At 43.2% G+C, this 23,866-nt stretch carries 26 protein-coding genes and 1 riboswitch; of the genes, 20 read left to right on the top strand and 6 right to left on the bottom strand.

Annotated elements, in window-relative coordinates; genetic code table 11:
- Positions 1 to 8: 8 nt before the first annotated feature.
- On the bottom strand, positions 9 to 929 hold the full coding sequence (locus tag ACWPWY_RS16825; protein WP_454192696.1) for a class I SAM-dependent methyltransferase: 921 nt from the start codon (positions 927 to 929) through the stop codon (positions 9 to 11).
- A 315-nt stretch (positions 930 to 1,244) separates the two neighbouring features.
- Here ACWPWY_RS16825 and ACWPWY_RS16820 point away from each other — a divergent pair, with 315 nt between their 5' ends.
- The 6 genes from ACWPWY_RS16820 (at position 1,245) to ACWPWY_RS16795 (ending at position 7,038) form a co-directional block, all read left to right on the top strand.
- Entirely contained in the window at positions 1,245 to 3,098 is a 1,854-nt protein-coding gene (locus ACWPWY_RS16820) for a rhamnogalacturonan lyase (protein WP_454192922.1), read from the top strand.
- 392 nt (positions 3,099 to 3,490) lie between these two features.
- Complete coding sequence (locus tag ACWPWY_RS16815; protein ID WP_454192695.1) at positions 3,491 to 4,552, top strand: sulfate ABC transporter substrate-binding protein; 1,062 nt, start codon at positions 3,491 to 3,493, stop codon at positions 4,550 to 4,552.
- Between the two features lie 54 nt (positions 4,553 to 4,606).
- The gene (gene cysT / locus ACWPWY_RS16810) at positions 4,607 to 5,449 is read left to right on the top strand and encodes a sulfate ABC transporter permease subunit CysT (protein ID WP_454192694.1); all 843 of its coding nucleotides are present in this window, start codon (positions 4,607 to 4,609) and stop codon (positions 5,447 to 5,449) included.
- 19 nt (positions 5,450 to 5,468) lie between these two features.
- On the top strand, positions 5,469 to 6,332 hold the full coding sequence (gene cysW, locus ACWPWY_RS16805) for a sulfate ABC transporter permease subunit CysW (RefSeq protein WP_454192693.1): 864 nt from the start codon (positions 5,469 to 5,471) through the stop codon (positions 6,330 to 6,332).
- 50 nt (positions 6,333 to 6,382) lie between these two features.
- Entirely contained in the window at positions 6,383 to 6,592 is a 210-nt protein-coding gene (locus ACWPWY_RS16800; protein WP_454192692.1) for a YezD family protein, read from the top strand.
- Between the two features lie 275 nt (positions 6,593 to 6,867).
- A complete protein-coding gene (locus ACWPWY_RS16795) occupies positions 6,868 to 7,038 on the top strand; it encodes a hypothetical protein (protein WP_454192691.1) in 171 nt (56 codons plus the stop codon).
- Between the two features lie 744 nt (positions 7,039 to 7,782).
- Here ACWPWY_RS16795 and ACWPWY_RS16790 read toward each other — a convergent pair.
- Entirely contained in the window at positions 7,783 to 8,694 is a 912-nt protein-coding gene (locus ACWPWY_RS16790) for a hypothetical protein (protein WP_454192690.1), read from the bottom strand.
- 247 nt (positions 8,695 to 8,941) lie between these two features.
- On the opposite strand from ACWPWY_RS16790, the gene ACWPWY_RS16785 reads away from it, so the two are divergent.
- The 6 genes from ACWPWY_RS16785 to fosB all read left to right on the top strand — a co-directional run bounded on the left by ACWPWY_RS16785 (position 8,942) and on the right by fosB (position 14,756).
- A complete protein-coding gene (locus ACWPWY_RS16785) occupies positions 8,942 to 9,361 on the top strand; it encodes a GNAT family N-acetyltransferase (RefSeq protein ID WP_454192689.1) in 420 nt (139 codons plus the stop codon).
- 259 nt (positions 9,362 to 9,620) lie between these two features.
- The gene (locus ACWPWY_RS16780) at positions 9,621 to 10,880 is read left to right on the top strand and encodes a threonine synthase (protein WP_454192688.1); all 1,260 of its coding nucleotides are present in this window, start codon (positions 9,621 to 9,623) and stop codon (positions 10,878 to 10,880) included.
- Between the two features lie 208 nt (positions 10,881 to 11,088).
- Complete coding sequence (locus ACWPWY_RS16775; protein WP_454192687.1) at positions 11,089 to 11,721, top strand: NAD(P)-dependent oxidoreductase; 633 nt, start codon at positions 11,089 to 11,091, stop codon at positions 11,719 to 11,721.
- Between the two features lie 86 nt (positions 11,722 to 11,807).
- Positions 11,808 to 13,475: an NAD(P)H-hydrate dehydratase gene (locus tag ACWPWY_RS16770; protein WP_454192686.1), complete on the top strand. Its 1,668-nt coding sequence runs from the start codon at positions 11,808 to 11,810 to the stop codon at positions 13,473 to 13,475.
- A gap of 164 nt (positions 13,476 to 13,639) precedes the next feature.
- Entirely contained in the window at positions 13,640 to 14,197 is a 558-nt protein-coding gene (gene ssuE / locus ACWPWY_RS16765) for an NADPH-dependent FMN reductase (RefSeq protein ID WP_454192685.1), read from the top strand.
- A 139-nt stretch (positions 14,198 to 14,336) separates the two neighbouring features.
- Entirely contained in the window at positions 14,337 to 14,756 is a 420-nt protein-coding gene (fosB, locus tag ACWPWY_RS16760) for a metallothiol transferase FosB (protein WP_454192684.1), read from the top strand.
- Positions 14,757 to 14,861: 105 nt separating this feature from the next.
- On the opposite strand, the gene ACWPWY_RS16755 is transcribed toward fosB, so the two are convergent.
- Positions 14,862 to 15,893: a ribonucleotide-diphosphate reductase subunit beta gene (locus tag ACWPWY_RS16755; protein WP_454192921.1), complete on the bottom strand. Its 1,032-nt coding sequence runs from the start codon at positions 15,891 to 15,893 to the stop codon at positions 14,862 to 14,864.
- A gap of 18 nt (positions 15,894 to 15,911) precedes the next feature.
- A complete protein-coding gene (locus ACWPWY_RS16750) occupies positions 15,912 to 18,248 on the bottom strand; it encodes a ribonucleoside-diphosphate reductase subunit alpha (protein ID WP_454192683.1) in 2,337 nt (778 codons plus the stop codon).
- An 802-nt stretch (positions 18,249 to 19,050) separates the two neighbouring features.
- Between ACWPWY_RS16750 and ACWPWY_RS16745 the strand changes: the two genes are divergently transcribed.
- The 4 genes from ACWPWY_RS16745 (at position 19,051) to ACWPWY_RS16730 (ending at position 20,714) form a co-directional block, all read left to right on the top strand.
- A complete protein-coding gene (locus ACWPWY_RS16745; RefSeq protein ID WP_454192682.1) occupies positions 19,051 to 19,353 on the top strand; it encodes an MTH1187 family thiamine-binding protein in 303 nt (100 codons plus the stop codon).
- Positions 19,354 to 19,495: 142 nt separating this feature from the next.
- Positions 19,496 to 19,648, top strand: a complete 153-nt coding sequence (locus tag ACWPWY_RS16740; protein WP_454192681.1) for a YjcZ family sporulation protein — start codon at positions 19,496 to 19,498, stop codon at positions 19,646 to 19,648.
- A 186-nt stretch (positions 19,649 to 19,834) separates the two neighbouring features.
- Positions 19,835 to 19,948: riboswitch (guanidine-I (ykkC/yxkD leader) on the top strand.
- A 111-nt stretch (positions 19,949 to 20,059) separates the two neighbouring features.
- The gene (locus tag ACWPWY_RS16735; protein ID WP_454192680.1) at positions 20,060 to 20,398 is read left to right on the top strand and encodes a DMT family transporter; all 339 of its coding nucleotides are present in this window, start codon (positions 20,060 to 20,062) and stop codon (positions 20,396 to 20,398) included.
- A gap of 1 nt (position 20,399) precedes the next feature.
- Complete coding sequence (locus tag ACWPWY_RS16730) at positions 20,400 to 20,714, top strand: DMT family transporter (protein ID WP_454192679.1); 315 nt, start codon at positions 20,400 to 20,402, stop codon at positions 20,712 to 20,714.
- Between the two features lie 139 nt (positions 20,715 to 20,853).
- On the opposite strand, the gene ACWPWY_RS16725 is transcribed toward ACWPWY_RS16730, so the two are convergent.
- On the bottom strand, positions 20,854 to 21,051 hold the full coding sequence (locus ACWPWY_RS16725; protein ID WP_454192678.1) for a hypothetical protein: 198 nt from the start codon (positions 21,049 to 21,051) through the stop codon (positions 20,854 to 20,856).
- A 108-nt stretch (positions 21,052 to 21,159) separates the two neighbouring features.
- Positions 21,160 to 21,381 carry a hypothetical protein gene (locus tag ACWPWY_RS16720; protein ID WP_454192677.1) on the bottom strand — a complete coding sequence of 74 codons (222 nt, stop codon included), beginning with the start codon at positions 21,379 to 21,381 and terminating at the stop codon, positions 21,160 to 21,162.
- A 250-nt stretch (positions 21,382 to 21,631) separates the two neighbouring features.
- On the opposite strand from ACWPWY_RS16720, the gene ACWPWY_RS16715 reads away from it, so the two are divergent.
- From ACWPWY_RS16715 to ACWPWY_RS16700, 4 genes are all read left to right on the top strand, one after another.
- On the top strand, positions 21,632 to 21,775 hold the full coding sequence (locus ACWPWY_RS16715) for a YjcZ family sporulation protein (protein ID WP_454192676.1): 144 nt from the start codon (positions 21,632 to 21,634) through the stop codon (positions 21,773 to 21,775).
- A 169-nt stretch (positions 21,776 to 21,944) separates the two neighbouring features.
- Positions 21,945 to 22,175: a hypothetical protein gene (locus ACWPWY_RS16710; RefSeq protein WP_454192675.1), complete on the top strand. Its 231-nt coding sequence runs from the start codon at positions 21,945 to 21,947 to the stop codon at positions 22,173 to 22,175.
- Between the two features lie 580 nt (positions 22,176 to 22,755).
- Positions 22,756 to 22,959 (top strand): CsbD family protein, encoded by a 204-nt coding sequence (locus ACWPWY_RS16705; RefSeq protein WP_454192674.1) that lies wholly within the window; start codon positions 22,756 to 22,758, stop codon positions 22,957 to 22,959.
- 145 nt (positions 22,960 to 23,104) lie between these two features.
- On the top strand, positions 23,105 to 23,794 hold the full coding sequence (locus ACWPWY_RS16700; RefSeq protein ID WP_454192673.1) for an oxidoreductase: 690 nt from the start codon (positions 23,105 to 23,107) through the stop codon (positions 23,792 to 23,794).
- Positions 23,795 to 23,866 lie beyond the last annotated feature (72 nt).

Genomic DNA, 23,866 nt, shown 5'->3' with positions numbered 1-23,866 from the left:
AGCCTCGCTTATCGAGACCTTCCGGGTTTCTTTTTTGGATTTGTCTTTCTCATTTTTATGGGGTTCTTTTTGGAACGAAGGAGGGGGGCAGATTTGTTTTTTGATATTCTTTTTGGTTTCCTAACGGGCTTGCCTGCGTTCGGCACGCTTATGGACTCCGGCTTAGATGAGGAAGGGGAATGCGGTTCCACCGGAGCAGTCTGTTTGGCTTCAGAGTGGGAAGATTCCGCATCCTGAGAGCCGAGCATTGAAAGATGCTCCGTATAATAAATTTTTTCAATCTCACGCTCATTTTGAAAAGATAAACGCTGCTCGCTCACATACTCCGGCTCCTCCCAACTTCTTTGTCTTAGATAGGTAAGCTCTTCGGGGGAAATGTCTTCTTTGATAACTACAAGCTGGTACATGATTTGGTAGGCCACATTAAGTTGGCTTTGCCTTAATAAGCTGAGCTCCAGAGCATCGTATGCGCTGTAGATAGGGAAATAAAAAAACTCCAGGTGCAAGAGCCGAAAGTCCATTCTGATCTTCTGCTCCGCTTCGGCAAGGGACCACGATGGATGTTGACGAAAGAGATACTCTTCTTGATCTACATAATAATGAGGATCCTGCGTCCAGTAACGAGGAGAATGCTCGTTGAAAAATTGTTTGAAATGAGGGTTTGTCATGTGTGCTGTCACATGCGCATAAGGAGCTATAATGCATACAATAGCACCATGTTTACATACACGGTAAATCTCTTCAAGAACAGGCTCTAAATGATGAACATACTGCAAACTATGGGAAGCCATCAAATAGCTGACGGAATTGTCTTCGAACGGCAGAGGCTCGTTCATATCATGTAGGATATCCACTGCATCGTAAGGAAAGCGGTCAATACCTATACATCCAGGCAATTTTTGATTGCCGCAACCTAGATCAATTCTCATAATAAACCTTCTTTCTGTAGTCCCCCTCACTGTATCCAAGCACTGCCTTCAAACACTACTTCTTATAGCTGTATTCGGGAAGTACCGCCGATGTATAAGCATTCATCCAGACAAACGACCCATTCTTAATAGCAGTATTTTACTTTCTATATTTCTATCTCACAGCAGAAAGTGTCAATAAATTAAGGAGAGAGACCTATATAAGGAATAATTAGATTAGAATATAATATGAACCACAATATAAAGCGCTTACATTCATTGATAGTTTTACCACAATCCTAATAAGCCTTGGAGGGATACGTAGTGAACAGGAAAATGAGAAAAGGTGTACGGAAATTAGGGATTTGTATTTTAGCAACAGCGATATGTTATTCAGCAGGTGGCTTATCGGGACAAGCTCATGCTGCAAATCCAAGACAGATGGAATATCTCGACCGAGGTGTAGTTGCTGTAAAGACAGATACGGGGGTATTTGTGAGCTGGAGGTTGCTGGGCACAGAAGGAACTGGCGTAACATTTAATGTTTACCGAGATGTTGTCAAGGTGAATGCAACACCGATTATGAACAGTACGAATCTTCAGGATGCGGCAGGTACAACCAGTTCAAAATATACGGTTAGGGCGATCGTTAATGGAACGGAGCAAGCTGCTTCTTCTGCCGTAAGCGTGTGGGGATCCAATTATTTATCGGTTCCGCTAAGTAAACCGGCAGCCGGAACAACACCCGACGGCGTAAATTATACGTATAGCGCAAACGATGCGAGTGCAGGGGATCTCGATGGAGACGGTAAATATGAGCTTATTGTGAAATGGGACCCTTCCAACTCGAAAGATAATTCCCAAAGCGGCTACACAGGGGAAGTGTTCGTTGATGCTTATAAGCTGGATGGAACCCGTTTATGGCGGATTGGTCTTGGTAAAAATATTCGGGCAGGTGCGCATTACACTCAGTTCATGGTATACGATTTGGACGGGGATGGAAAAGCGGAGGTTGCCATGAAAACAGCGGATGGCAGCAAAGATGGTACCGGTGCTGTGATTGGGGATGGAACGAAAGACTATCGTAATAGCAGCGGGTACATTTTGACCGGACCTGAGTACCTGACGATCTTTAATGGACTGACGGGAAAGGTACTTACAACAGTAAATTATGATCCTCCTCGAGGTACAGTAAGTAGCTGGGGAGATAACTATGGAAACCGGGTTGATCGCTTCTTGGCAGGAATCGCCTATCTTGACGGGGAGAGACCAAGTCTTGTTATGGCTCGTGGGTACTATACCCGTTCGGTCCTCGTTGCCTATGATTATCGTAATGGGCAATTAACGAAACGCTGGACTTTTGATACGAACACTTCGGGCAACAGTGCGTATGCGGGTCAGGGCAACCACAATCTTAGTATTGGTGATGTCGATAATGATGGCAAAGACGAGATTATTTATGGTGCAATGGCCGTGGATGATAATGGAACGGGACTCTACACGACGAAGCTTGGACATGGTGATGCTATGCATTTTAGCGACCTGGATCCAGATCGTGCTGGTATGGAAGTATTCCAGGTGCATGAGACCCCTTCTGCTACAGCCGGGCTTGAATTCCGTGATGCGAGAACAGGTGCGTTAATCTGGGGTATCCCGACAAGCGCTGATATCGGACGAGGAATGGCTGCAGATGTCGATCCTAGATATAAAGGGGCAGAAGTATGGGCTGCAGGAGCTATGTACACTGCAAAAGGACAGCTGATCAGTAACAAGCTGCCTTCCACGAATTTTGGGATCTGGTGGGATGGAGATCTTAGCCGTGAATTATTAGATAATAACCGGATTGATAAATGGAATTATGATACTTCTACAGTAACCAATTTGCTCACTGCATCGGGAGCGGCAAGTAATAATACCACGAAAGCAACCCCAGCACTGCAAGCCGATCTACTTGGGGATTGGCGGGAAGAAGCCGTCTGGCGGACAACGGACAGTTCTGCACTCCGAATCTATACAACCACAGCTCTAACAGAAACCAGGATTTATACGCTGATGCATGATCCTGTTTACCGTCTTGGCATTGCATGGCAAAATGTGGCCTACAATCAGCCGCCTCATACTAGTTTTTACCTCGGCACAGGGATGAATACTCCTCCAGCACCAAATATACGATTGACCGCAGCACCTTAAGACAGCGCAGATCTTGTTAAAAAAACAATTAACATCTGCATTCATTCAGAAGATCGCATACATGCGGTCTTCTTTTTGCTATGCGCATTAATATATTTATCTGCAAGTGAAAAAAGTGTAATTATTTGTAAAAAAGAGAGTGGTTAACATATAGAAACTAAAACTGTTAAAAAATGTTTGACAGCCGCGTTCAGCCTCATTACAATGTACATAACATACTAAACAGGTAGGAATAAATGTTAATGTGAAACCTACCATACGGATGAGGAACGTAAGGCAGTAGATCCGGCAGACACGTACATTCTAAGACGGTTTGACCTTGATCTATGGGCTTTCGTTCCTCCATTTTTTATATCTCATACTTAATAGCTGGGGCGAAGGGGAGATTTTAGATGAAAAAGGGTATACGCAAAGGTCTTACGATCAGTATGGCATTATTATTAACGGCTTCGCTGGCAGCATGTGGCGCAGATAATACACAATCCGCAGGTGGGGAAAGTACAGGGAATAAATCAGGGGCTATTGAATTATTAAACGTTTCTTATGACCCTACACGCGAACTGTATGAACAGTACAACAAAGCTTTTGCCGCTTATTATGAACAGGAGAAAGGGCAGAAAGTGACGGTTAAACAATCCCACGGAGGATCAGGGAAGCAGAGCCGTTCTGTTATTGATGGATTGGATGCTGATGTAGTTACCCTTGCGCTCGGATACGATATCAGTGCAATAGAAGAAAAAGGCCTCATTGAAGAAGGCTGGCAGGAGAAGTTCGAACATAACAGTGCTCCTTATACGTCAACCATTGTATTTCTTGTGCGTAAAGGCAATCCAAAAGGGATTAAAGATTGGGATGATCTAATCAAGGGTGATACAGAGGTGATTACACCGAATCCCCAAACATCAGGCGGTGCAAGATGGAACTATCTAGCAGCATGGGGCTATGCTCTGCAAAAGAACAATAATGACGAGACCAAAGCAAAAGAGTTCGTAGCGGAACTGTTTAAACATACCCCGGTTTTGGATACAGGAGCGCGCGGATCAACTACCACATTTGTAGAGCGTGAGATTGGTGATGTACTGCTCGCTTGGGAGAATGAAGCTCAGTTATCTGTAAAAGAACTGGGACCAGACAAATTTGATATCGTCTATCCTTCGGTCAGTATTCTAGCAGAGCCACCCGTTGCTGTGGTTGATAAGAATGTAGAGAAAAAAGGTACAAGAGAGGTAGCAGAAGCTTATCTTACCTACCTATACAGTGAAGAAGGGCAAAAAATTGCAGCAGAAAATTATTATCGTCCTACACTAGATGTTGTAGTCGAGCAGTACAAAGATGCATTCCCTGAGATCAAGCTGTTCACACTTCAGGATGTCTTTGGCACATGGAAAGAAACACAGGAGAAACATTTCAGTGAAGGCGGCATTTTCGAACAAATCTATACACCAGGCAGCTAAAGCTATGGCACGGCTGACCGGAAAAAAACCGGAGGCATGAAGGGATGGACAGGTATGAGTAGTAGTGGAGTGGGAACTTCCAAAGTAAGGGTTCTCCCTGGTTTTGGAATAACAATGGGTTTTACGGTTTTATACTTAAGCCTCGTGGTACTCATTCCACTGGCTGCACTTCTGTTTAATTCAACAGGTCTTACATGGGGCAAGTTCTTCGATATGGCTAGCAATCCTCGGATTTTGGCCTCTTTTAAGGTCAGCTTTATGACTGCTGGCTTTGCTGCTTTTGCGAATTTGTTTCTAGGTCTGCTGCTGGCATGGGTTCTGGTACGTTATGAGTTTCCCGGCAAAAAAATATTTGATGCGATTATTGATCTGCCATTCGCGCTGCCTACGGCAGTTGCTGGGGTGGCACTTACCGCTTTGTATTCGCCTAACGGCTGGATCGGTTCCCTTCTTGATCCGCTCGGAATCAAGGTTGCTTTTTCACAACTGGGCATTACGCTCGCGCTTATGTTTATCGGTATTCCGTTTGTCGTAAGAACCGTTCAGCCCGTTCTAGCTGAACTCGATACCGGTTTAGAAGAAGCGGCGGCAACGCTGGGTGCAGGACGCTGGCTGACGTTTCGTAAAGTGATTCTGCCTGAACTGATTCCTCCTCTTTTGACCGGCTTTGCGCTGGCATTTGCAAGGGGAATTGGGGAGTATGGTTCGGTCGTCTTTATCTCGGGAAACATGCCTATGAAAACAGAAATTGCTCCACTGCTCATTATGACACAGTTGGAAAAATTCGATTATGCAGGAGCTACAGCCGTCGCTTTATTGCTCTTGCTCGTATCTTTCGTTCTGCTGCTTCTAATTAATACCCTGCAGCGCTGGAGCCGCAAAACATCCCGCAGATAAAGAAAAGGAGGAATCCATAATGGCAGGAACCGTACCTTTAGGAACAGGAGCTAAAGTACAGACAAAAGCATCCCGGGGAGCAAGCGAAGCTACCTGGGTCAAGTGGACACTAATCGGAGCGGCTGTACTTGTGATGGGCTGGCTCCTTATTTTGCCCCTCGTTATCGTGATCACGGAAGCATTAAAACAAGGGGTTGGCGTATTTACCGCGGCTCTTACGGAACCGGATGCGCTTGCGGCATTGAAACTCACCTTAATCGTAGCGGCAATTACCGTACCGCTGAATACCATTTTCGGGGTTATGGCTGCTTGGCTTATCACGAAATTCCATTTTCGCGGTAAGGGGCTGCTAATCACCTTAATTGACCTTCCGTTCTCCATCTCGCCTGTAGTCGGCGGTCTTATGTTTGTTCTCGTGTTTGGGGCAAGCGGCTGGTTTGGCCCTTTGCTGGAAGCAATGAATACGAAGGTTATTTTTGCGGTACCCGGTATTATTCTAGCTACCTTGTTTATTACCTTTCCTTTTGTAGCAAGAGAACTTATTCCGCTCATGGAAGACCGAGGAACACAGGAAGAAGAAGCAGCGGTAATGCTGGGTGCTAAAGGTTGGAGAGTATTTTTCTCGGTTACTCTGCCTAACATCAAGTGGGGCTTACTGTACGGTGTTATTTTATGTAATGCAAGAGCGATGGGGGAATTCGGGGCTGTATCTGTCGTATCCGGGCATATCCGGGGAGAGACGAACACCTTGCCTCTGCATGTTGAAATTTTGTATAACGAATATCAATTTTCTGCCTCTTTTGCTGTAGCCTCATTGTTATTGTTGCTTGCTCTAGCAACGTTGATATTAAAAAGCTTCTTTAGCAGAAAAAGTACACATTGATCATAATCCCATAGAGGGCAGTGGCCTAATATAAACAGGAGGCGTTTGTAATGGCGAAACCGCTAAAAGTGGATGAAGTGTGGTTGGAACGGATTGCTGAATTACTGAATGAGATGGAATTCGGCTCTGTTTCTATCGTGGTGCATGAAGGTCAGATTGTACAGATCGAGCGTACTGAGCGTAAACGATACGATAATAAGACACGTACTTCGTCAGCGGGCAATGGTGGGAGAACTTCGGCAGGGGCAGGTAAGGCGTAAGCGGTTATTCTGTGCTCATCGGTACTGTGAGGTGGCGGGAAACGGTCCTTCCGTGCTCATGCTCCGCTTGTTTTGGCAGGACGTAAGTACATTCGAAGAAGTAAATGGTCCAGCCAAAGCCAAAAGTCGCTATGATCTCGGAATGATCTTATTCCCTGGAGTTACATTTGTGTAGGGAGAAAAAGGGCAAAGCTTCCTCCCCACGTGTGGGAGGGGTAAAGGACGTCGCTGTTTCCTTCGGGTAAACAGCATGGTCTTTAGGAAAGAGGGGAGGCATGCTAGTATTTAGCTGCCTTTTATTTGTTGTGGCGGGAAACGTTCCTTCCGTGCTCATGCTCCGCTTGTTTTGGCTGGACGGAAGTAGATTCGAAGAAGTAAATGGTCCAGCCAAAGCCAAAAGTCGCTATGATCTCGGAATGATCTTATTCCCTAGAGTTACGTTGTAGGGTGAGAAAGGGCAAAGCTTCCTCCCCACGTGTAAAAAGCAGATGAATAAGACAACTTGGTTCATCATATTTTTGTATAGGGTGAGGGAATATGAGAAGCTTTCTCGTGACTGGGAGAGTTTTTTGTCATTATTTTCGAAGTGAACATGCATATCTTTTTTTACTTTTGCTTGACCTCCTCCCATTTACCAGGGGTTATCTCTTTATATAAATAAGTTTTGTTATCGAAAGACCCTTTTATATAACGAGTTCCGTCTTTCATCCACTCTTCGGATACAACGATAAGAAAATCCTCTTTGTTGCTATTGTCAGATTTTACTGTGTATTCACCTTGATAAAATATGACATCCCGCTTCTCTGGATAGAAGAAATGTACATCTGAACTGCCTAGCTCCTCTCCCCAATATCCGGCTTCTCCCGTTTGAGAATGGTGAGAACTAATTGTTCTATATTTAAACTCTAGCCAGGTTCTTGGATCGGTAGGGAACTCAAAATATGTATTGGGTGTTACGGTAACCTACCTATATAACACTTGAACCTCTTAAAAAGTTCACATATTTAGATAAATAGGCAGGATCCATGTCGTATCACCTCATGATTTGTTTATCATCCTGTAGTCAGGAAGCAACTCTTATGAGAGTGATTTTTTTCTATAAAATACAAAAAAGAAATCCTTCCCAGTGCACATCCAAGGAAGGATTTCTTTTTACATGCTTCTTTATCTACTAGTATTGCATTCCAATATCATTTGTTATCTTCATCTTTATCTAAATCTTGATCCTCTTTTGTCTCCTCTATTGCGGGAACCTCTGCATGATGGATCACCGGACGGTTGGACATCAAATCGGGATGACCTACATAAGGTCGCTCCTTACGTGAAGGGGGCTTGCTAAGTCTGAATCCGAGCAGGAATAAAAGAAGCTGAACCCCAAGCACATAGGGAGCTGCAGATAGTCCGATCAAGTGGAACAATGCGGCGAGAATGATAAGAATCGATAACACAATATTCATAAAACCTGTAGCCGTTCGAGGTTTGGACAAAGCGAGAATGTAGATATACGCTATAGTGATAAGCCCGGAAACGAATCTAGCTGAGACGATAATCCAATCATACACCGATAGTGTGATAGCCGAATCAATCTCCACGATAAACTGATAGACTAGGAACGCAATCCCTGCTGCAGCAAGAGGGGCAAATAAAGGTTGTACAATCTGCCATAGGGCTTGTCCCCAGCTAGGCGAATGCAGTATAGATAAAAGTTGGTTTCGTTCTGCGGCAAGCTTTGCCATTTCACGGTCAAGTCTACGCTGAAGCAGTTCCAGTCTGGATTCATCTCTTTCATTAAGACAAGCTTGAATCTGTTCTTGCACATGAGGGTTTAAACAGGGTGCTGACTTACTTTCCTGAAGAGCGAGGATAAGGGCGCCATGGAAAGGTTCCCCTGGCAGACCTTCACGCTGTAAGCCAAGTGTGATTTGGCCAGCCAATCGAGAATAGGCGTAAAGTGTGTCTTGTAGCTCATCCGCTCGCCTATATTTGTTCTGTTTCAGCGTTGAAGCATGATATATGTATAACCACAACAGCAGAACAATAAAAAAGGCAATGAGGGCAATCGTAGGTACTGATAACGGAACTGTGTTGATACCTGCTAGCATGTTCAGGCTTCTTCCTCCTTCCGTACATTCTTTTCTTCTTTCACTATTGCATATGAAAACTAGGTTTTCAAGTCATATCCCTGCAGATCTGGATAAGCATTGTTTTCCATCATCTAAAAAGGAACGCACGTTTTCATTTAACCTAAAAATCAATTACAATATCAGGGATGACCTCATTATTATTCTTTCTATTTAATAGAAACGAAGGGAATAGAAAATCGAATTTTCAGGAAAGAGGTGGACACGAGTGTTGATAACTTATGAAATTCCTTCGATAGAATCCTATCTAAATCTACGCCTTGCTGCGGGGCTGAGTGAAATGAGTCGGGAAGGTGCTGAAAAAGGGTTGCCTTCTACTTTATTTGCGGTCTCTTTAATGGAAGATAACAGATTAATCGGAATGGGCAGAGTAGTCGGAGATGGCGGATTACAATTTTTAGTCTGCGATATTGCCGTTCATCCAGATAAGCAGGGGAAAGGATACGGGAAAATCATTATGCAAGAGATAAAATGTTATATAGATGAACAAGTTCCTGCAGGGGGCATTGTGTCTCTTATTGCAGATAAGCCGGCAGATCGATTATATGAGCAGTATGGTTTTATAAATGCTGCCCCAGACTCACTAGGTATGTGGTTCAAACAGAAGCAGGAGTATGAATCGTGGTGAAAAATAAAAAAGTCGATAATTTGACAAAATTACATAAATGTGAAAAGATGGAGAGGTGCCAAATCCGATCAAAAAGCGGATCATTGAAATAAACATAAGTTATAAGATGAATATACAGAGATATCAACATAAAAAGAAAAAAAGGCCCCTTTGAATTCTGACGGAGATGTTCAGAAACAGCAAGGAGGGCCTTTTCATTATCAAAAAAAGGGGATGTTGCCAGCATATTTTGGTCGGAAAATGTGAGGAGGCTATATTCATGGTAAGGGATAATTACAGCTATTTAAGTCATCTGGAATGTCCGAAATGCGAACTTATCTACCATTCAACAGAGGTACAGCAGGTATGTTCCTGCGGTTCTCCGCTGTTAGCCCGCTATGATTTAGAAAGTCTAGGTAAGGATTGGGATCGATCCACGTTAAAAGGCAGAGAGCTGAATCTATGGAGATATCATGAACTGCTGCCTGTACGGCAGCCGCAGCATATTGTTTGTCTTGGAGAAGGTATGACACCATTGTTGCGTATGCCAAGTCTGGGTTTGGATATGTCAATTCCAAAACTTTATATGAAAGACGAGAGTCTCATGCCAAGCGGACCGTTTAAGGCTAGGGGAGCCGCTGTGGGTATTTCCAAGGCAAAGGAACTTGGCGTTCATCGGTTTGTAATACCGTCTAACGGGAATGCAGGGGCAGCTTGGTCCTTATACGCTGCACGCGGAGGGATAAGTTCTTCCATAATAATGCCGGTTCACGCTCCTCGTATTACTCGTGATGAATGTATTGCAGCAGGAGCCGAGCTATTGCTGATCAAGGGTTCCATAAGTGATGCGGGACGGATGGTAGCTGAGAAAGTGAAGCGTGAAGGGTTATATGATGCTACAGCATTAAAGGAGCCTTATCGAATAGAGGGGAAAAAGACGATGGGTTTCGAAATCATCGAACAAATGAATTTTGAGATTCCTGATGTGATCCTTTACCCTACGGGTACTGGAGCAGGACTCATTGGTATTCATAAAGCACTGCAAGAACTACAGGAGATTGGCTGGATATCAGGTCCGCTTCCAAGGCTCGTAGCTGTTCAGACAGAAGGTTGCGCACCTATTGTGAAGGCCTGGGAAGATCAGCAGACAGAGTCTATGTTCTGGGAGCAGCCGAGAACCGAGGCTCATGGCCTTCATGTTCCTAAAACAATAGGAGATTTCCTTGTGCTGGATGCAATCTATCAAACAGGCGGTGCTGCGATCTCAGTGACGGATGAAGAGATAGTAGCAGAACAGGATCAGGTTACTAGAATGGAAGGATGCTTCCTATGCCCTGAAGGAGCAGCTACATTTGCAGCTGCACGAATTCTTCGGTCCAATGGTTGGATAGAAGAGGATGAAAAAGTAGTGGTGTTAAATACGGGTTCTGGACTAAAGTATCCAAGAAGCTCAGAAAACGAAGTCACGTTGCTTGATCCTGAGGAGGTTTGGACATCCTATGGTTTTGAGGAGCAAGCTCCATCTATCATTAAAGGATAATGGAGAATTTATAGATTAGGTGAGGAACTATCTTTCTATTCGGATAAAGAATAGAGATGGTTCTTTTTTAATGAGAAAAAAGTGAACTTTTGATTTTTGATGAATCTTCTTTATAATGAGACATACCGTTTTAACTGTTGGATAAATGGATTAATACATAGTGAGAAATATCTGAACAGGGAATTTATTAAGAAATGAGGAATGAATAATGAAACTAATTATATTTGGTGCAACAGGAACCATTGGACAAACAATCATGCAAGAAGCTTTGAGACGAAAACATGAGGTTACGGCGGTTGTTCGCAATCGATTTAAGCTTAATGAAAAACATGATCTGCTTACGATTGTAGAAGGTGATTTGCTCAAACCGGATTCCATTGCTGAATTGGTAAAAGGTCACGAAGTGGTCATCAGTGCTTATGGCCCTAAGTTTGGCGCAGAGCAGGAACTGGTGGAAGTGGCTCGTGCCCTCGTTGAAGGATTGCGCAAAGGTGGAGTAGAGCGACTGATCGTCGTTGGCGGAGCAGGAAGCTTGATGACAGATGAAGGAATTCCACTGATGGAAACAGCAGGATTCCCGGAAGAAGTGAAGCCTCTGGCAATGGCGCACCAAGATGCCTATCAAATCTATCAAGAATCGGACCTCGACTGGACTTACCTAAGTCCTGCCTCCACCATTGAGCCAGGGTTCCGTACAGGGAACTTCCGAATTGGTACGGACCGATTAGTAGTGGATGAAGATGGACAAAGCCGGATCTCTGTAGAAGATTATGCGGTAGCCCTTCTTGATGAAGTAGACGATCCTTATTTCAGCGGTTCGAGATTTACGGTTGCTTATTAATAGTCCCTTGTAGATGAAAGACAGAAAAAAAGCGAAGACAAGTGCTTCGCTTTTTTTTATACCATTTTGACAGGAGGAGAAGCAGTGTGTATGTAGTTACAGCAGATCAAATGAGAGAACTAGATGAACATGTGATAGGATCTTGGGGTGTTCCCTCTGTTAGTCTGATGGAAAACGCAGGTAAGGCACTTGCAGAAGAAGTGCTCCATTTATGTCAGAACCGGCAGTCAAAAGAGCAGACTGTTTATGGAAACCCGCAGATCTCTAATAAAGCAAAAGCTGCCTTTGATCGATGGAAGGGGACCCGTGGCCAGATCAGTCAAGATGCTTCACTCCGAGGCGGGAAAGCATGCAAAGAACACTGGTATATCCTTGTTGGAAAAGGAAATAACGGCGGGGATGGGCTTGTAGCTGCTCGCCACCTATGGGAAGCTGGGATTGGAATTACCCTTGTATTTGCCGGGTCTCCAAAGGGACTAAGTGAAAATGCTCTGCTTGAGTATCACACAGCTGAAGCGATGGGGATTCCATCTATCCTATTTACAGGACAGGGAGATCTGACATTCACTGGAGGAACAGGAATTATCGATGCCTTGCTCGGTACAGGAAGTAAAGGCGCTCCGCGAAATGCGTATGCTTCTTTGATCCAGGCAGCAAATGGCAGTGGACTACCTATTATTTCGGCAGATATTCCAAGTGGACTACATACGGATACGGGAGCGCTCTATGAGCCGCATATCCGGGCCGAAATGACGGTATGTTTTGCACTATTAAAGCGAGGTCTTACACAGTTTCCAGGTGCGGAAGCTGCTGGGCAGATTAAAGTGCGTTCGGTTGGGATCCCGCCTCAACTTGCAGAAGGGCGATATCGTGAAACCGTTTGTTTACTTACCGAAGATGTCTTGTCAAAGAAGCTGAAAGTGGATCTTAATCAGAGACGAGCGGAAGATGGTCATAAAGGAACATATGGTCATGTACTGCTTGTGGCAGGCACACTAGCGATGAGTGGTGCAGGTCTGCTCAGTTGCCGGGCAGCACTGCGATCCGGCTCTGGGCTTGCTACATGGGCGTTGCCTTCTGAGCTGCTCCCGCATGTTATTGGGACAGTGCCTGAGCTCATGCTTGCGGCTGCCACAGACGGCAGGCAAGGAACATGGAATAGGGCATCGGCAAAGAATGTCATTAAGCTCGCAGAGAGTAGAGATGTAATCGCAATTGGCCCCGGACTGGGGCGTTTTGAAGAGGATACAGCTTGGTTGAGTCAAATCTACAAAGAAGCAGACCTTCCCATGGTTATTGATGCGGATGCACTGAATATGTTGGCAGAGATGGGTTCCGATTTCTTTGAACATAAGAAGTCTAGAAAAACACCCGTTATTCTGACACCACACCCAGGGGAAATGGCCCGTCTTGCTGGTGTGTCTACCAAAGAAATTCAGCAGAACCGAATAGATTATGCTCTGTCCTATTCGGCGAAAGCGGGAGTGACCCTTGTACTAAAAGGTTCGCGGACCGTGGTTGCTACGCCCGAAGGGAATGCTTATATTAACATGACTGGTCATGCGGGGATGGGAACAGGCGGTACAGGAGATGCGCTGACGGGAATCATTGCTGGTCTGCTCGCTCAGGGATACAGCGCAGAGCAAGCAGCTGCATTTGGGGTATACTTGCATGGCAAAGCGGGAGAGACCGCCGCAATGATACGTTCTCATCCAGCAGGAGTCATGGCGGGGGACCTCATCGAATATTTGTAAGTAAGAACCAAAGAAATAGGATTCCTACGGGGGAACAATTCTAGTTCTTAGGTTGACAGTAGAGGGATTCCATTGGTATTATTTTCTAATACCAATGGAAATAGTAGGATTTACCAAGATACAACATAGCAACACTAATAATAGATAGTAGAGGTGAATGAAGCATGGCTAAAATTGCAGTGATTAACGGAAGTCCTTCTCTGTCTTCAAGATTGAATGCAGTCATTGAATATGCAGAGCACGAACTTAGAGAAGCTGGATTTGAAGTAGATCGTATTAACGTGGCAGAGCTTCCTGCGGAAGATCTGATCTTAACTAGATTTGAGAGCGAACACATTGTGAAAGCCAATGGGATCGTTGCCGAGGCAGATGCAGTGATTGTGGCAAGTCCCGTGTATAAGGCTTCTTACACCGGTGTCCTTAAAACCTTTCTTGATCTTGTGCCTGAACGTGGTCTTGCCGGAAAAACCATTCTTCCCCTGTTCATTGGCGGAAGCCTCGCACACTTGCTGACTATCGATTATGCATTGAAACCTGTTCTATCTATACTTGGTGCTCGGCACATTCTGGCTGGAATTTATACGGTCGATGCCCAGGTAGCTCGTAATGAGCAGGGTGGTCTCGATATTGCTCCTGAACTGTTAGAACGACTCCAAGCGGGAATTCAAGAATTTAAGGAAGAGATTCAGCTTCGTGAAACTCAAAAAAGTGTAAAAGGTTAATATGAAGTATAGGAAAGAGCTAGCCGAATCATCGGTAGGGCTCTTTTTTATAATAAGAATTACAGTAATTACACTACAAAATAAACTGGTTATTTATGGTATACTAGGCTTGTAATTTGTATTGGAGGGGGAATGACGATTGAGTATTCAAGGAATTAACCATTTCTGTTTTTCTGTATCAGATCTTGCCAAATCAATTGCATTTTACAAACACATTTTTGATGCTGAGATTGTACTTGAAGGCCGAAGATTGGCCTACTTTGATGTAAACGGTATATGGATCGCATTGAATCAGGAAGACGTTCTTCGTAACTTTACTGCCCCAACGTCCACACATATTGCATTTACGGTAGATGAAGAAGACCTGCAGTCTCTGCGCCAGAAGCTGAACGAAGTGAACGCTAAAATCTTACCGGGCCGGGAACGAGATGCAAAAGATAAAGAGTCCATTTATTTTCTAGATCCAGATGGACATATGTTTGAATTTCATACAGGTACTCTGCAAGATCGCTTGAATTACTATAAAGAAGATAAACAACATATGACGTTTTATCGATAAGAACGGCTGCTTTTTATACAAAGAAATGAAACGGAAAGAACCCTATACCGTCACTTTAATAAGTGTCGATATAGGGTTCTTTTTTTATTTCAGAATGAAGCTATCTTATAGATCGTCAAATCCGTTGTCGTCTCCGACTTTACCATAATTACGAGATTTGGCTTCAAAGAAGTCTGTTTTTGTTGAGTTCAGCGCATCATCAGAGAAAGGCTTGATCCAAGGCATACTATTTACATCTACGCCATCATATAATTTTTCAATTCCCATCAAACGCAGACGTTTGTTTGCCGTGTACTTAATGTAATCTTCCAGTTCTTTCAGATCGATACCACGAACTTTGCCCAGTGTATAGTGAGCCCAGTTGACTTCCAGTTCAACCGCACGATCAATTGTGCGATAGAGGTAGTCACGGTTTTCTTTCGTATCCAGTTCAGGGAAATCGGCAAGCAGCTGTTTGAACACTTCAGCGAAGAAGTAACAATGCTGATTCTCATCCCGCTGAATATAAGAGATCATCTGACAAGTACCCATCATCTTCTGGTCTCTTGCGAGATTGTAGAAGAAGGCAAACGTACTGTAGAAGAAGATTCCTTCTAGAATCAGATCGGCTACAAGTGCTTCGTAGAACGACTGAGGCGTTGGCTCATCACGGAAGTTCTGATAGATATCTGAAATAAATCGGTTACGTTCCAGGAGTACAGGGTCGTTTTTCCAATATTCAAAAATTTCTTTCTGTTCATCCCAAGAAACCAGGGAAGAAAGAACATATGAATAGGACTGGTTGTGAACCACTTCCTGCTGAGCAATAATTGCAGAGATCGCTTCAAGAGAAGAATCCGTCAAATATTCTCTAACGTCACCTACAAACATCGTTTGCATGGAATCAAGTACAGCGAGTAGACCGATGTTGATTTTGAAAGTACGCTGTTCTTCTGGGTCAAGTTGTGGAAATTGCTGCGCATCTTTGGACATTGGGATCTCATCTGCGATCCAGTAGTTCAATAAAAGTACTTTGTACAATTTATACATATGCGGCATCCGAATGTCATTCCAGTTCAGAATCCCAGAGCTTTCCCCATTAATGATACGTGTTGATTTATTTGGAGCTTCCGTATTGAAAATATTTTGGACTTTCATGGTCATGATACTTCCTCCTTAAGATTCGCAAGATTCACATTCGTTCTCAATTGTGAGTGCACGGCTTCGTACATAGTAAGTGGATTTGATACCCGCTTTCCATGCATGAAGGTGAAGTTCCAGGAATTCTTTTGCCCGAATATCAGGGCGAACATACAAGTTAAAGCTTTGTGCTTGGTCAATGTGGCGCTGACGTGCAGAAGCCATATTAATGGAAGCATGTTGATCCAAGTTAAACGCCGTTTTGTAATACCAGATTGTTTTTTCGGAAAGATCTGGCGCTGGGTTCGCGATTTTGTATGTTGTTTTCTCTTCATAAGAGAGAAGTTCGTACAGTGGATCGATACTAGCAGTAGAACCAGCAATGATGGAAGTCGATGCATTTGGAGCAATCGCCATCATCCAAGCATTACGTACCCCATGTTCTTTCACTTCAGCAGCAAGCTCATTCCACTGTGCTGTCGTTACAAATTTACCTTCACGAGATCCGTCCGTATAGCTACGTTGTGTGAAGTAGTTGCCATTTTCCCAGTCAGAGCCTTCAAACTTCGGATATTTCCCTTTTTCTTTGGCAATTTCCATACTGGATTTGATGGCAAGATAGCTGATTTTTTCGTATAGATTATCATTGTATGTGACTGCCTCTTCCGATTCCCAGCGGATACCTTCGAGAGCAAGCAGATGATGTAGTCCGAATGTACCCAGACCAATGGCGCGATACTGACTGTTAGTATATTGTGCTTGGAGCACTTGAATGTTATTGATGTCAATTACATTATCAAGCATACGCATTTGAATCGGAATCAAACGATCCAGCACATCATTTGGCACGGCGCGAGCAAGATGAATGGAGTTCAGGTTACATACAACGAAGTCACCTGGTTTTTTGGTAATAACAATCCGTGTTTCTCCGTCTTTCGTAACGAGTTCTTCTTGTTCGATAACCGTAGCTGATTGGTTCTGCATAATTTCCGTACACAGGTTGGAAGAGTAGATCATTCCATTGTGACGGTTTGGATTCGCACGGTTTACCGTATCACGATATAACATGTACGGTGTACCTGTCTCAAGTTGAGACTTCATTACACGTTTCATAATATCAATCGCAGGAAGTGTAATCCGGGTTAATTCCGGGTGATTGGATGCTTCCTCATATTTATCACGGAACGAGCCTTTGCCGAATTCTTCATCATAGAAGTCTTCGAGTCCGAGGGCACGGCCATTTTTGTCTTTCCAGCCCATCACTTTTTTCACTTCATGAGGGTCGAACAAGTTCCATTCTCCGCGTTGTTCTACACGTTCCATGAACAAGTCAGGAATGGTGATGCCGTGGAAAATATCATGTGCACGCATCCGCTCGTCACCGTTATTCAGTTTCAAATCAAGGAACGCTAAAATATCTTTATGGAATACATCAAGATAGACAGCAATAGCGCCTTTACGTGTACCCAGTTGGTCTACGCTCACAGCAGTATTGTTCAGCTGGCGAATCCAAGGGATGACACCTGAACTGGTGTTTTTGTGTCCGCGGATATCAGAACCTCTAGAGCGAACTTTACCCAGGTATACGCCGATACCGCCGCCCATTTTGCTTAGGCGTGCTACGTCTGTATTGGAGTCAAAAATACCTTCGAGCGAGTCATCAACAGTGTCAATGAAGCAGCTGGAAAGCTGTCCAGCCACTTTTTTACCTGCATTAGACAAGGTTGGTGTTGCTGCTGTCATGTACAGGTTACTCATTGCCCAGTAAGCTTCTTTAACAAGCTCCATTCGTTTTTCTTCCGGTTCTTTGTGCATCAGATACATGGCGATAACCATATAACGCTCTTGCGGAAGTTCCATAACTTTTCCATCAAAATCATGTGCGAGGTAACGCTCTGTCAGCGTAAGGAGTCCGATGTAATCAAACAACAAGTCATTTCTCGGTTCAATCGTGCGTCCAAGATCTTCAATTTGTTCTTTGGTGTAGCATTCTATTAGTTCTTCGCGGTAGATGCCTTTTTTGACCATACTGGTGATCAGGGGTTGGAAAGCACCATAAGGCTTATCTGTATATGCTTTATATCTGCGATTATTTGCGGCCTTTTTATATAAAGAAGTGAGCAGCGAACGGGCTGCAGCGAACTTCCAGTTAGGTTCTTCTTTGGTTACAAGTTCAAGAGCGGACATGGAGAAGGCATTACTAATCTCTTCACCGGAAACTTCTTCACGGCGGAGTTTGGAGTTTACACCGCGTAAGAGTTTTTCTTTGTCGAGCATAGGAAGATCTGCCAAGATACGATCTGCATACGTAGAGATACGATTTTCGTCAAATTCGAGTTGACGGTTGTTTGGTTTGGAAACGACTTGTGGCATGGAGAGCCCTCGCTTTCTTCTTCAAAATAATAAATATAAAAGTGTGAAGTCCCATTACTTTTGCGGATGGACTTTACATGCTGTCAACCTTTTTCACGAGATTGAAAAAGCCCGACTGAAAAAAGAGCCTGACTTTTCACGAGATTGAAAAAGCCCGACTGAAAAAAGAGCCTGACTTTTCATAAGATTGAAAAAGTGTGGCTGAAAAATGAGCCGGACTTTTTCACAAGATTGAGAAAACTAGGCTATATGTCAGCCTATTTTTTTCACAAGATTGAATATGTCCGGCTTTAAAATGACCCGGACATATTCAATCAAACAAAAAGCATTTCCCAACCCAAAGGTCAGATAAATGCCAATAAACCTTTATTTCCCCGCCGCTATCCACCAACCATCTCACAATGAATCGGTAAAAAGGAGCACTGATGTTGTGTAAGAAAAACAATAAGAACAAAGTTTGTCAATCACATTTTTCTTTTTGGACATTGCTAATGATTTGTAATAGAGCGAGGTTTTTTCTATCAAAAATAACTTGACAAAAATAATAGTGTTGTTTTCGCCGAATTTAGATGTCACACTACATTTGTATATGTATATAAACAGTACCCCAATATATTGTGTTTGTAAACAGTCTAGTAACTTTGAAATGCAATTGCGATTATAGCAAAAAAGCCGAGATACCGCAAAGGAAAAGGGATGGAGGATTTGTGTCCAACCTCTAAAAATTTTTTTATATGTGGTTTCGTCATGATACAATATGCTTATCGTTTATAAGGGGATAATCTAAAAGGAGGTTTGTTCCATGGCAATAGCAGAAGTAACTATTATTCCGATCGGAACGGGAAGTACCAGTCTTAGCAGTTATGTTGCTGAACTGCAACAAGTGCTTGCTGAGCAACCTGGAATTACCTACGAACTAACATCAATGAGCACGATTATTGAAGGTGATATTTCAGATCTACTGGCAGCGATTGCAGTGCTGCATGAGGCCCCTTTTGCAAGCGGTGCTCAGCGCGTCTCCACCTCTGTCAAAATTGATGACAGAAGAGACCGGGTCTCATCCAGTAAGCAAAAACTGCAGTCTGTCAGAGAGAAGCTCCAATAAAGGAAAACCGCAGTTTCCTTATAAGTCCAATAACTAAACGTAGCTCCATGAGCCCAATTCTTACTTTTTCTCCTTTGAACCCAGTCATCTTTACGAAAGAAGCATAAGATACACTGTACCAAAGAACAAAGGAGGAATTACAATGAGTGAAGTTGGATACGGAAGTTATGGTGGCGGAGGAAACTACGGCGGTGGAAGTTACGGTGGATTTGGTGGAGGTTTTACATCCACAGCTGGAATCCTCGTATTATTCATCCTTTTGGTAATCATCTCTAAAGCATTTATGTCTTACTAAAATTGGATTATGTCTTTCCCGGAGCCCGTTCTGCTATTTAGCAGAATGGGTTTTTTTATTGAAGCGAGCTGAACTTTGTCCGATGGAAGTGGGAGCTGTACGGCATTTAGCAGACAGTCTGAAGTAAATAATGGTAAGACTTGATTCAGATCTGCTTCTGTGCTAGATTATAAGGAATTCAATAAGAGAAAAGTTTTCTAGGGTTCCGCAGATGAGGAAGAATGATCTGGACTGGTCCGAGGGAAAACGCACGAATCTGATGGATTCGTGTTATCACGGAGGGACAAAAGCCCGGGAGATCTTGTCATTATGACGAGTCTCCCGGGCTTTTTTTGTTTTTAATATGTTGTATGAATCCTCCGGGTATTTTCTTGTTAAGAATGAACCCATTAACAGAAAGGATGAAGAAAAATGAACTCAAACTGGCTAAAGGTACTGGCCGCTGTAATCTTTGAAATTGGATGGGCGTCAGGCCTTAAACATGCAGAACACTGGTGGGAGTGGGGGGCAACAGCCATAGCTATCTTTCTAAGTTTCTATTTACTGATCTCCGCAACCCGGGTTTTGCCTGTGGGAACAGCCTATGCCATCTTTGTCGGATTAGGTACGGTAGGGACGATGCTTGTTGATGTCTTGATCTTCGGTGTGGATCTGAATGCTGGGAAAATTATATTCGTGATCACACTGCTTACCGGTGTTGTAGGTTTGAAGCTTGTGACTAAAGATCATGCAAAAGAGGAGGTATCTTAATATGGACTGGATATATCTAATACTAGCTGGGCTTTTTGAAATGTCAGGGGTTGGTATGATTAATCAATGGAATCAGAAGCGCAGTGCACGTGCAATGTTGCTGTTAATAGGAAGTTTTGGAATCAGCTTTGGCTTCCTTGCTCTTGCGATGATGACGCTGCCCATGGGTACGGCTTATGCCGTATGGACTGGAATTGGAGCGTCAGGTGGAGCGCTGCTTGGGATGATTTTCTATGGGGAAGCAAGGGATGTTAAGCGTATCTTGTTTATTGCCATGGTATTAGTGTCTGCTGTTGGACTTAAATTTGTTTCATAAAAGTCTAGTTTGTAATTTGTTAGTATAAAAAATATTACCAGAATCGGCTATTCATGAAGAATAGCTGATTTCTGGCAATAAAGAGGATCATGTCATCTATGTAAAAATTCCTATAATGCTTTGTTCGTATCCATCCAAGTTAGAAGTGTGCGGATACAATGGTAGAAGCATGTTTAATATGGTCAAGCGGCACCCAGATCTTTCCCTGATCACATGTAATAACCAGATTCTTAGCATCACTGATTTCTATCTCACCTACATAAGTATTCCCGTTCTGCAGTACGAGACACACTGTATAGCCTTTCTCCTCAGCGTATCTTAACGAGTGTAACAGCATGTGATCCCTCCATCTCCAAGAATACAGTGGATAATATTTACAATATATAATGTAACATCTTTATTTTTGGGAAGTAAATGAAAAATTTGAATAATCACGAAGACGCTTTTATCTTAGTAGATTAATATCTTCGCTCTCATTAAAATTGGGATCGTTATTATTAAATTGTTTCCAGGCCACGTAAAGGCCAATTCCAGACACAATAAGACCAAGAATTGCGGAGATGAGGGTAAGCTGGTCTAAGGTAACAAGACTGGAATCCACATGGTTGTTGTTTTTTCTGCTGACGTTTTTGTTTTTATTTTTGACAGTGGCCTTCACTTTGTTCACCTTCCTGCATCCCCGTATTCTTCCTTCTATATCTTATGTTATGAAATGGCATGAGTTCGTAAAAAGGGTAATTCCCCACGCCTTAAATCAACAGGAGTGTCTTCTAATTTGTAGTCAGATTGTGGGTTGTGAGAGCAGTGATCGAAAAGTAGCCAGAGAGCCCAAAAAGAAGAAAGTTGGATAAGTGCCCGGTCCAAACCCGCTGGAATGACATAAGTTAGGGTGTAGGAAGCGGAAAGGAGGAGTTAAAATGAGTGGATACGAATATTGTGGTGGCAACAACGGTTGTGGAAATGTTGGCGGATCTGGCCACGGAGGCTGGACATCGATAGGAGCAATTCTTGTACTCTTCATTCTCTTGGTTATTATCTCTAAAGCATTCTCTTGTTACTAATATTCCCTTGTTATAGCTAAAAAGAAGCTGCCTGATATCAGGCAGCTTCTTTTTTTATCGATTCTAAAAGAAAATATGCAAGTTCAAGGCAAGAGCCCGGACGCCGGAAATCCTTTTTACATATGTATAGGGAGAAGCCTAATAGGCGATATCAAGGGAGGAATATCTAATGAATGAACAATATAGTTATCAGATGAATTCCAATTATATTTCAGGATACCCTGTATCCGGTTATGAACGGATGTATCAAACTTACGGAGGCAACTGGGAAGAACCTGTGAAATCCTATGCTATGCCGTACTATGGATCTTCATCTGTTTCTAAATATCCAGATTATTCGGCGGGAATCCTGCTCGTATTATTCGTCTTGCTTGTGATTATCTCAAAGACCTTTTTCTAAGAGGCGCTAAAATTGGATAGCCCCCGTACCTAGGGTCCGGGGGCTGCTATGTGCAAGGTCGCCCGCGTCATGTCGATCGCGAACAGCTTGCGATTATTTAATTGATTTAACCTGTGGTTGCTATATGCAGTAGCTACAGATAGCTAACGATTCCTCTGGTGAACGATGTCGTTCACGCTTGCCGAGAATAACTGACTTTCACACAACAAAAGCCCTACCTCTCTTTTGTCCTTGCGGCTCCGAAGACCGCGCCAGTTTGAATGAAAATAAAATCTGAAATCTTTGTTTTGGGTTATAACGCGATTCTTACTTCATGAGGTTAAATGAAGGAATTATTCTACTTTAGAGGAATATGAATGGGGTTAAATACTACATTACTTTTCATTTTATCATAGTACAAGCTGTAATACAAGTGTATATTTTACGCTACACCGAAATGATATATTTTCGGATTCATGGAAATCCCTCCTGGTTAATAATACAACAAGCAAGTAACAACATCCCTAGAGCTCAGGGTAATGGATGACAACAGTGATAAACGACAGAAACATTACTATAAATGACGAGGAGATGAACGATCATGGATAACAACGTATTTAAAGGGAAATGGACGCAAATGAAGGGTGAAGCTAAAAAACAATGGGGTAAACTGACAGATGACGATCTGGATGTAATCGATGGTGAGAAAGACAAATTGATTGGTAAACTCCAAGAAAAATATGGTCACACGCGTGAACAGGCGGAGACAGAGTACGACAACTGGAGCAACACGAACGCACGCTAATAACAGAGTCACTTATAATTAAGAAGAGGATTGATTCTACAGAATCGGTCCTCTTCTTTGTTTATGCAGAATTACACCGCTACATGGTATGATTTCTTTTAAACAGATAAGAAATATTAGCCTATAGCGAAGGGAGGCCAATAAATTGCTGGAACAGGCTCGGAAAGCGATCGTTATTGGTGCTACCGGGATGGTTGGTCAACAACTGGTTACTCAGCTGCTTGAACAAAAGCCCTACACAGAAGTTGTTACTTTAGTAAGAGAACCACGGGAATTTACTCATCCCAAGCTGAAACAAGTGGTTGTCAATTGGGATGAGCTAGAGAAATACGAATCTGCTTTTCATCAAGCAGACGATTTATTCTGTTGTTTAGGTACAACGATCAAAAAAGCAGGATCACAGGCAGCTTTTCGCAAAGTAGATCTTGAATATCCCATCACTGTTGCGAAGATAGCGGAGCGCCATGGGATAAAACAATTTATCGGGATTTCTTCGATGGGTGCTAATGCAAAATCGCGTGTTTTCTATTCGCGTACAAAAGGCCAGTTTGAAGAAGAGATGAAGAAGACCGGAATCCCTTCTGTACATTTTGTACGCCCTTCCCTGCTGATCGGAGATCGTAAAGAAAATAGAACAGGAGAGAAAATCGGCGAAGTTCTTCTTGGATGGCTGGATCCGCTATTAAAGCTTGGTAAAGGACAGAATTATCGTGCGATACCAGGATCACTTGTAGCAGCTGCCATGATTCGTATTGCCTTACGGGAACAGACGGGAATACATGTTTATTCTAATCAAAAGATCAGAGAGATTGCAGAGGCGCAGCCACGGTCTTAGAAATAGACAAGCCTCGCACATTTGACTACAATAACGTATAGAAAAGTATGGAAATATTAAAGGAGGTTTATC

The organism is Paenibacillus sp. Marseille-Q7038 (genome assembly GCF_965111595.1).
The sequence above is the reverse complement of the archived record's forward strand: the minus strand, read 5'-3'. Positions and strand labels throughout refer to the sequence as shown.

Bases quoted from the DNA above. Each gene is read 5' to 3' on its own strand.
- ACWPWY_RS16800 (WP_454192692.1), top strand. From the start codon at position 6,383: ATGGCGAAACCGCTAAAAGTGGATGAAGTGTGGTTGGAACGGATTGCT.
- ACWPWY_RS16750 (WP_454192683.1), bottom strand. From the start codon at position 18,248: ATGCCACAAGTCGTTTCCAAACCAAACAACCGTCAACTCGAATTTGAC.
- ACWPWY_RS16795 (WP_454192691.1), top strand. From the start codon at position 6,868: ATGCTAGTATTTAGCTGCCTTTTATTTGTTGTGGCGGGAAACGTTCCT.
- ACWPWY_RS16735 (WP_454192680.1), top strand. From the start codon at position 20,060: ATGAACTCAAACTGGCTAAAGGTACTGGCCGCTGTAATCTTTGAAATT.
- ACWPWY_RS16705 (WP_454192674.1), top strand. From the start codon at position 22,756: ATGGATAACAACGTATTTAAAGGGAAATGGACGCAAATGAAGGGTGAA.
- ACWPWY_RS16820 (WP_454192922.1), top strand. From the start codon at position 1,245: ATGAGAAAAGGTGTACGGAAATTAGGGATTTGTATTTTAGCAACAGCG.
- cysW (WP_454192693.1), top strand. From the start codon at position 5,469: ATGGCAGGAACCGTACCTTTAGGAACAGGAGCTAAAGTACAGACAAAA.
- ACWPWY_RS16730 (WP_454192679.1), top strand. From the start codon at position 20,400: ATGGACTGGATATATCTAATACTAGCTGGGCTTTTTGAAATGTCAGGG.
- ACWPWY_RS16715 (WP_454192676.1), top strand. From the start codon at position 21,632: ATGAGTGGATACGAATATTGTGGTGGCAACAACGGTTGTGGAAATGTT.
- ACWPWY_RS16775 (WP_454192687.1), top strand. From the start codon at position 11,089: ATGAAACTAATTATATTTGGTGCAACAGGAACCATTGGACAAACAATC.
- ssuE (WP_454192685.1), top strand. From the start codon at position 13,640: ATGGCTAAAATTGCAGTGATTAACGGAAGTCCTTCTCTGTCTTCAAGA.
- cysT (WP_454192694.1), top strand. From the start codon at position 4,607: ATGAGTAGTAGTGGAGTGGGAACTTCCAAAGTAAGGGTTCTCCCTGGT.
- ACWPWY_RS16825 (WP_454192696.1), bottom strand. From the start codon at position 929: ATGAGAATTGATCTAGGTTGCGGCAATCAAAAATTGCCTGGATGTATA.
- ACWPWY_RS16815 (WP_454192695.1), top strand. From the start codon at position 3,491: ATGAAAAAGGGTATACGCAAAGGTCTTACGATCAGTATGGCATTATTA.
- ACWPWY_RS16740 (WP_454192681.1), top strand. From the start codon at position 19,496: ATGAGTGAAGTTGGATACGGAAGTTATGGTGGCGGAGGAAACTACGGC.
- ACWPWY_RS16790 (WP_454192690.1), bottom strand. From the start codon at position 8,694: ATGCTAGCAGGTATCAACACAGTTCCGTTATCAGTACCTACGATTGCC.
- ACWPWY_RS16780 (WP_454192688.1), top strand. From the start codon at position 9,621: ATGGTAAGGGATAATTACAGCTATTTAAGTCATCTGGAATGTCCGAAA.
- ACWPWY_RS16745 (WP_454192682.1), top strand. From the start codon at position 19,051: ATGGCAATAGCAGAAGTAACTATTATTCCGATCGGAACGGGAAGTACC.
- ACWPWY_RS16710 (WP_454192675.1), top strand. From the start codon at position 21,945: ATGAATGAACAATATAGTTATCAGATGAATTCCAATTATATTTCAGGA.
- ACWPWY_RS16725 (WP_454192678.1), bottom strand. From the start codon at position 21,051: ATGCTGTTACACTCGTTAAGATACGCTGAGGAGAAAGGCTATACAGTG.
- ACWPWY_RS16755 (WP_454192921.1), bottom strand. From the start codon at position 15,893: ATGAAAGTCCAAAATATTTTCAATACGGAAGCTCCAAATAAATCAACA.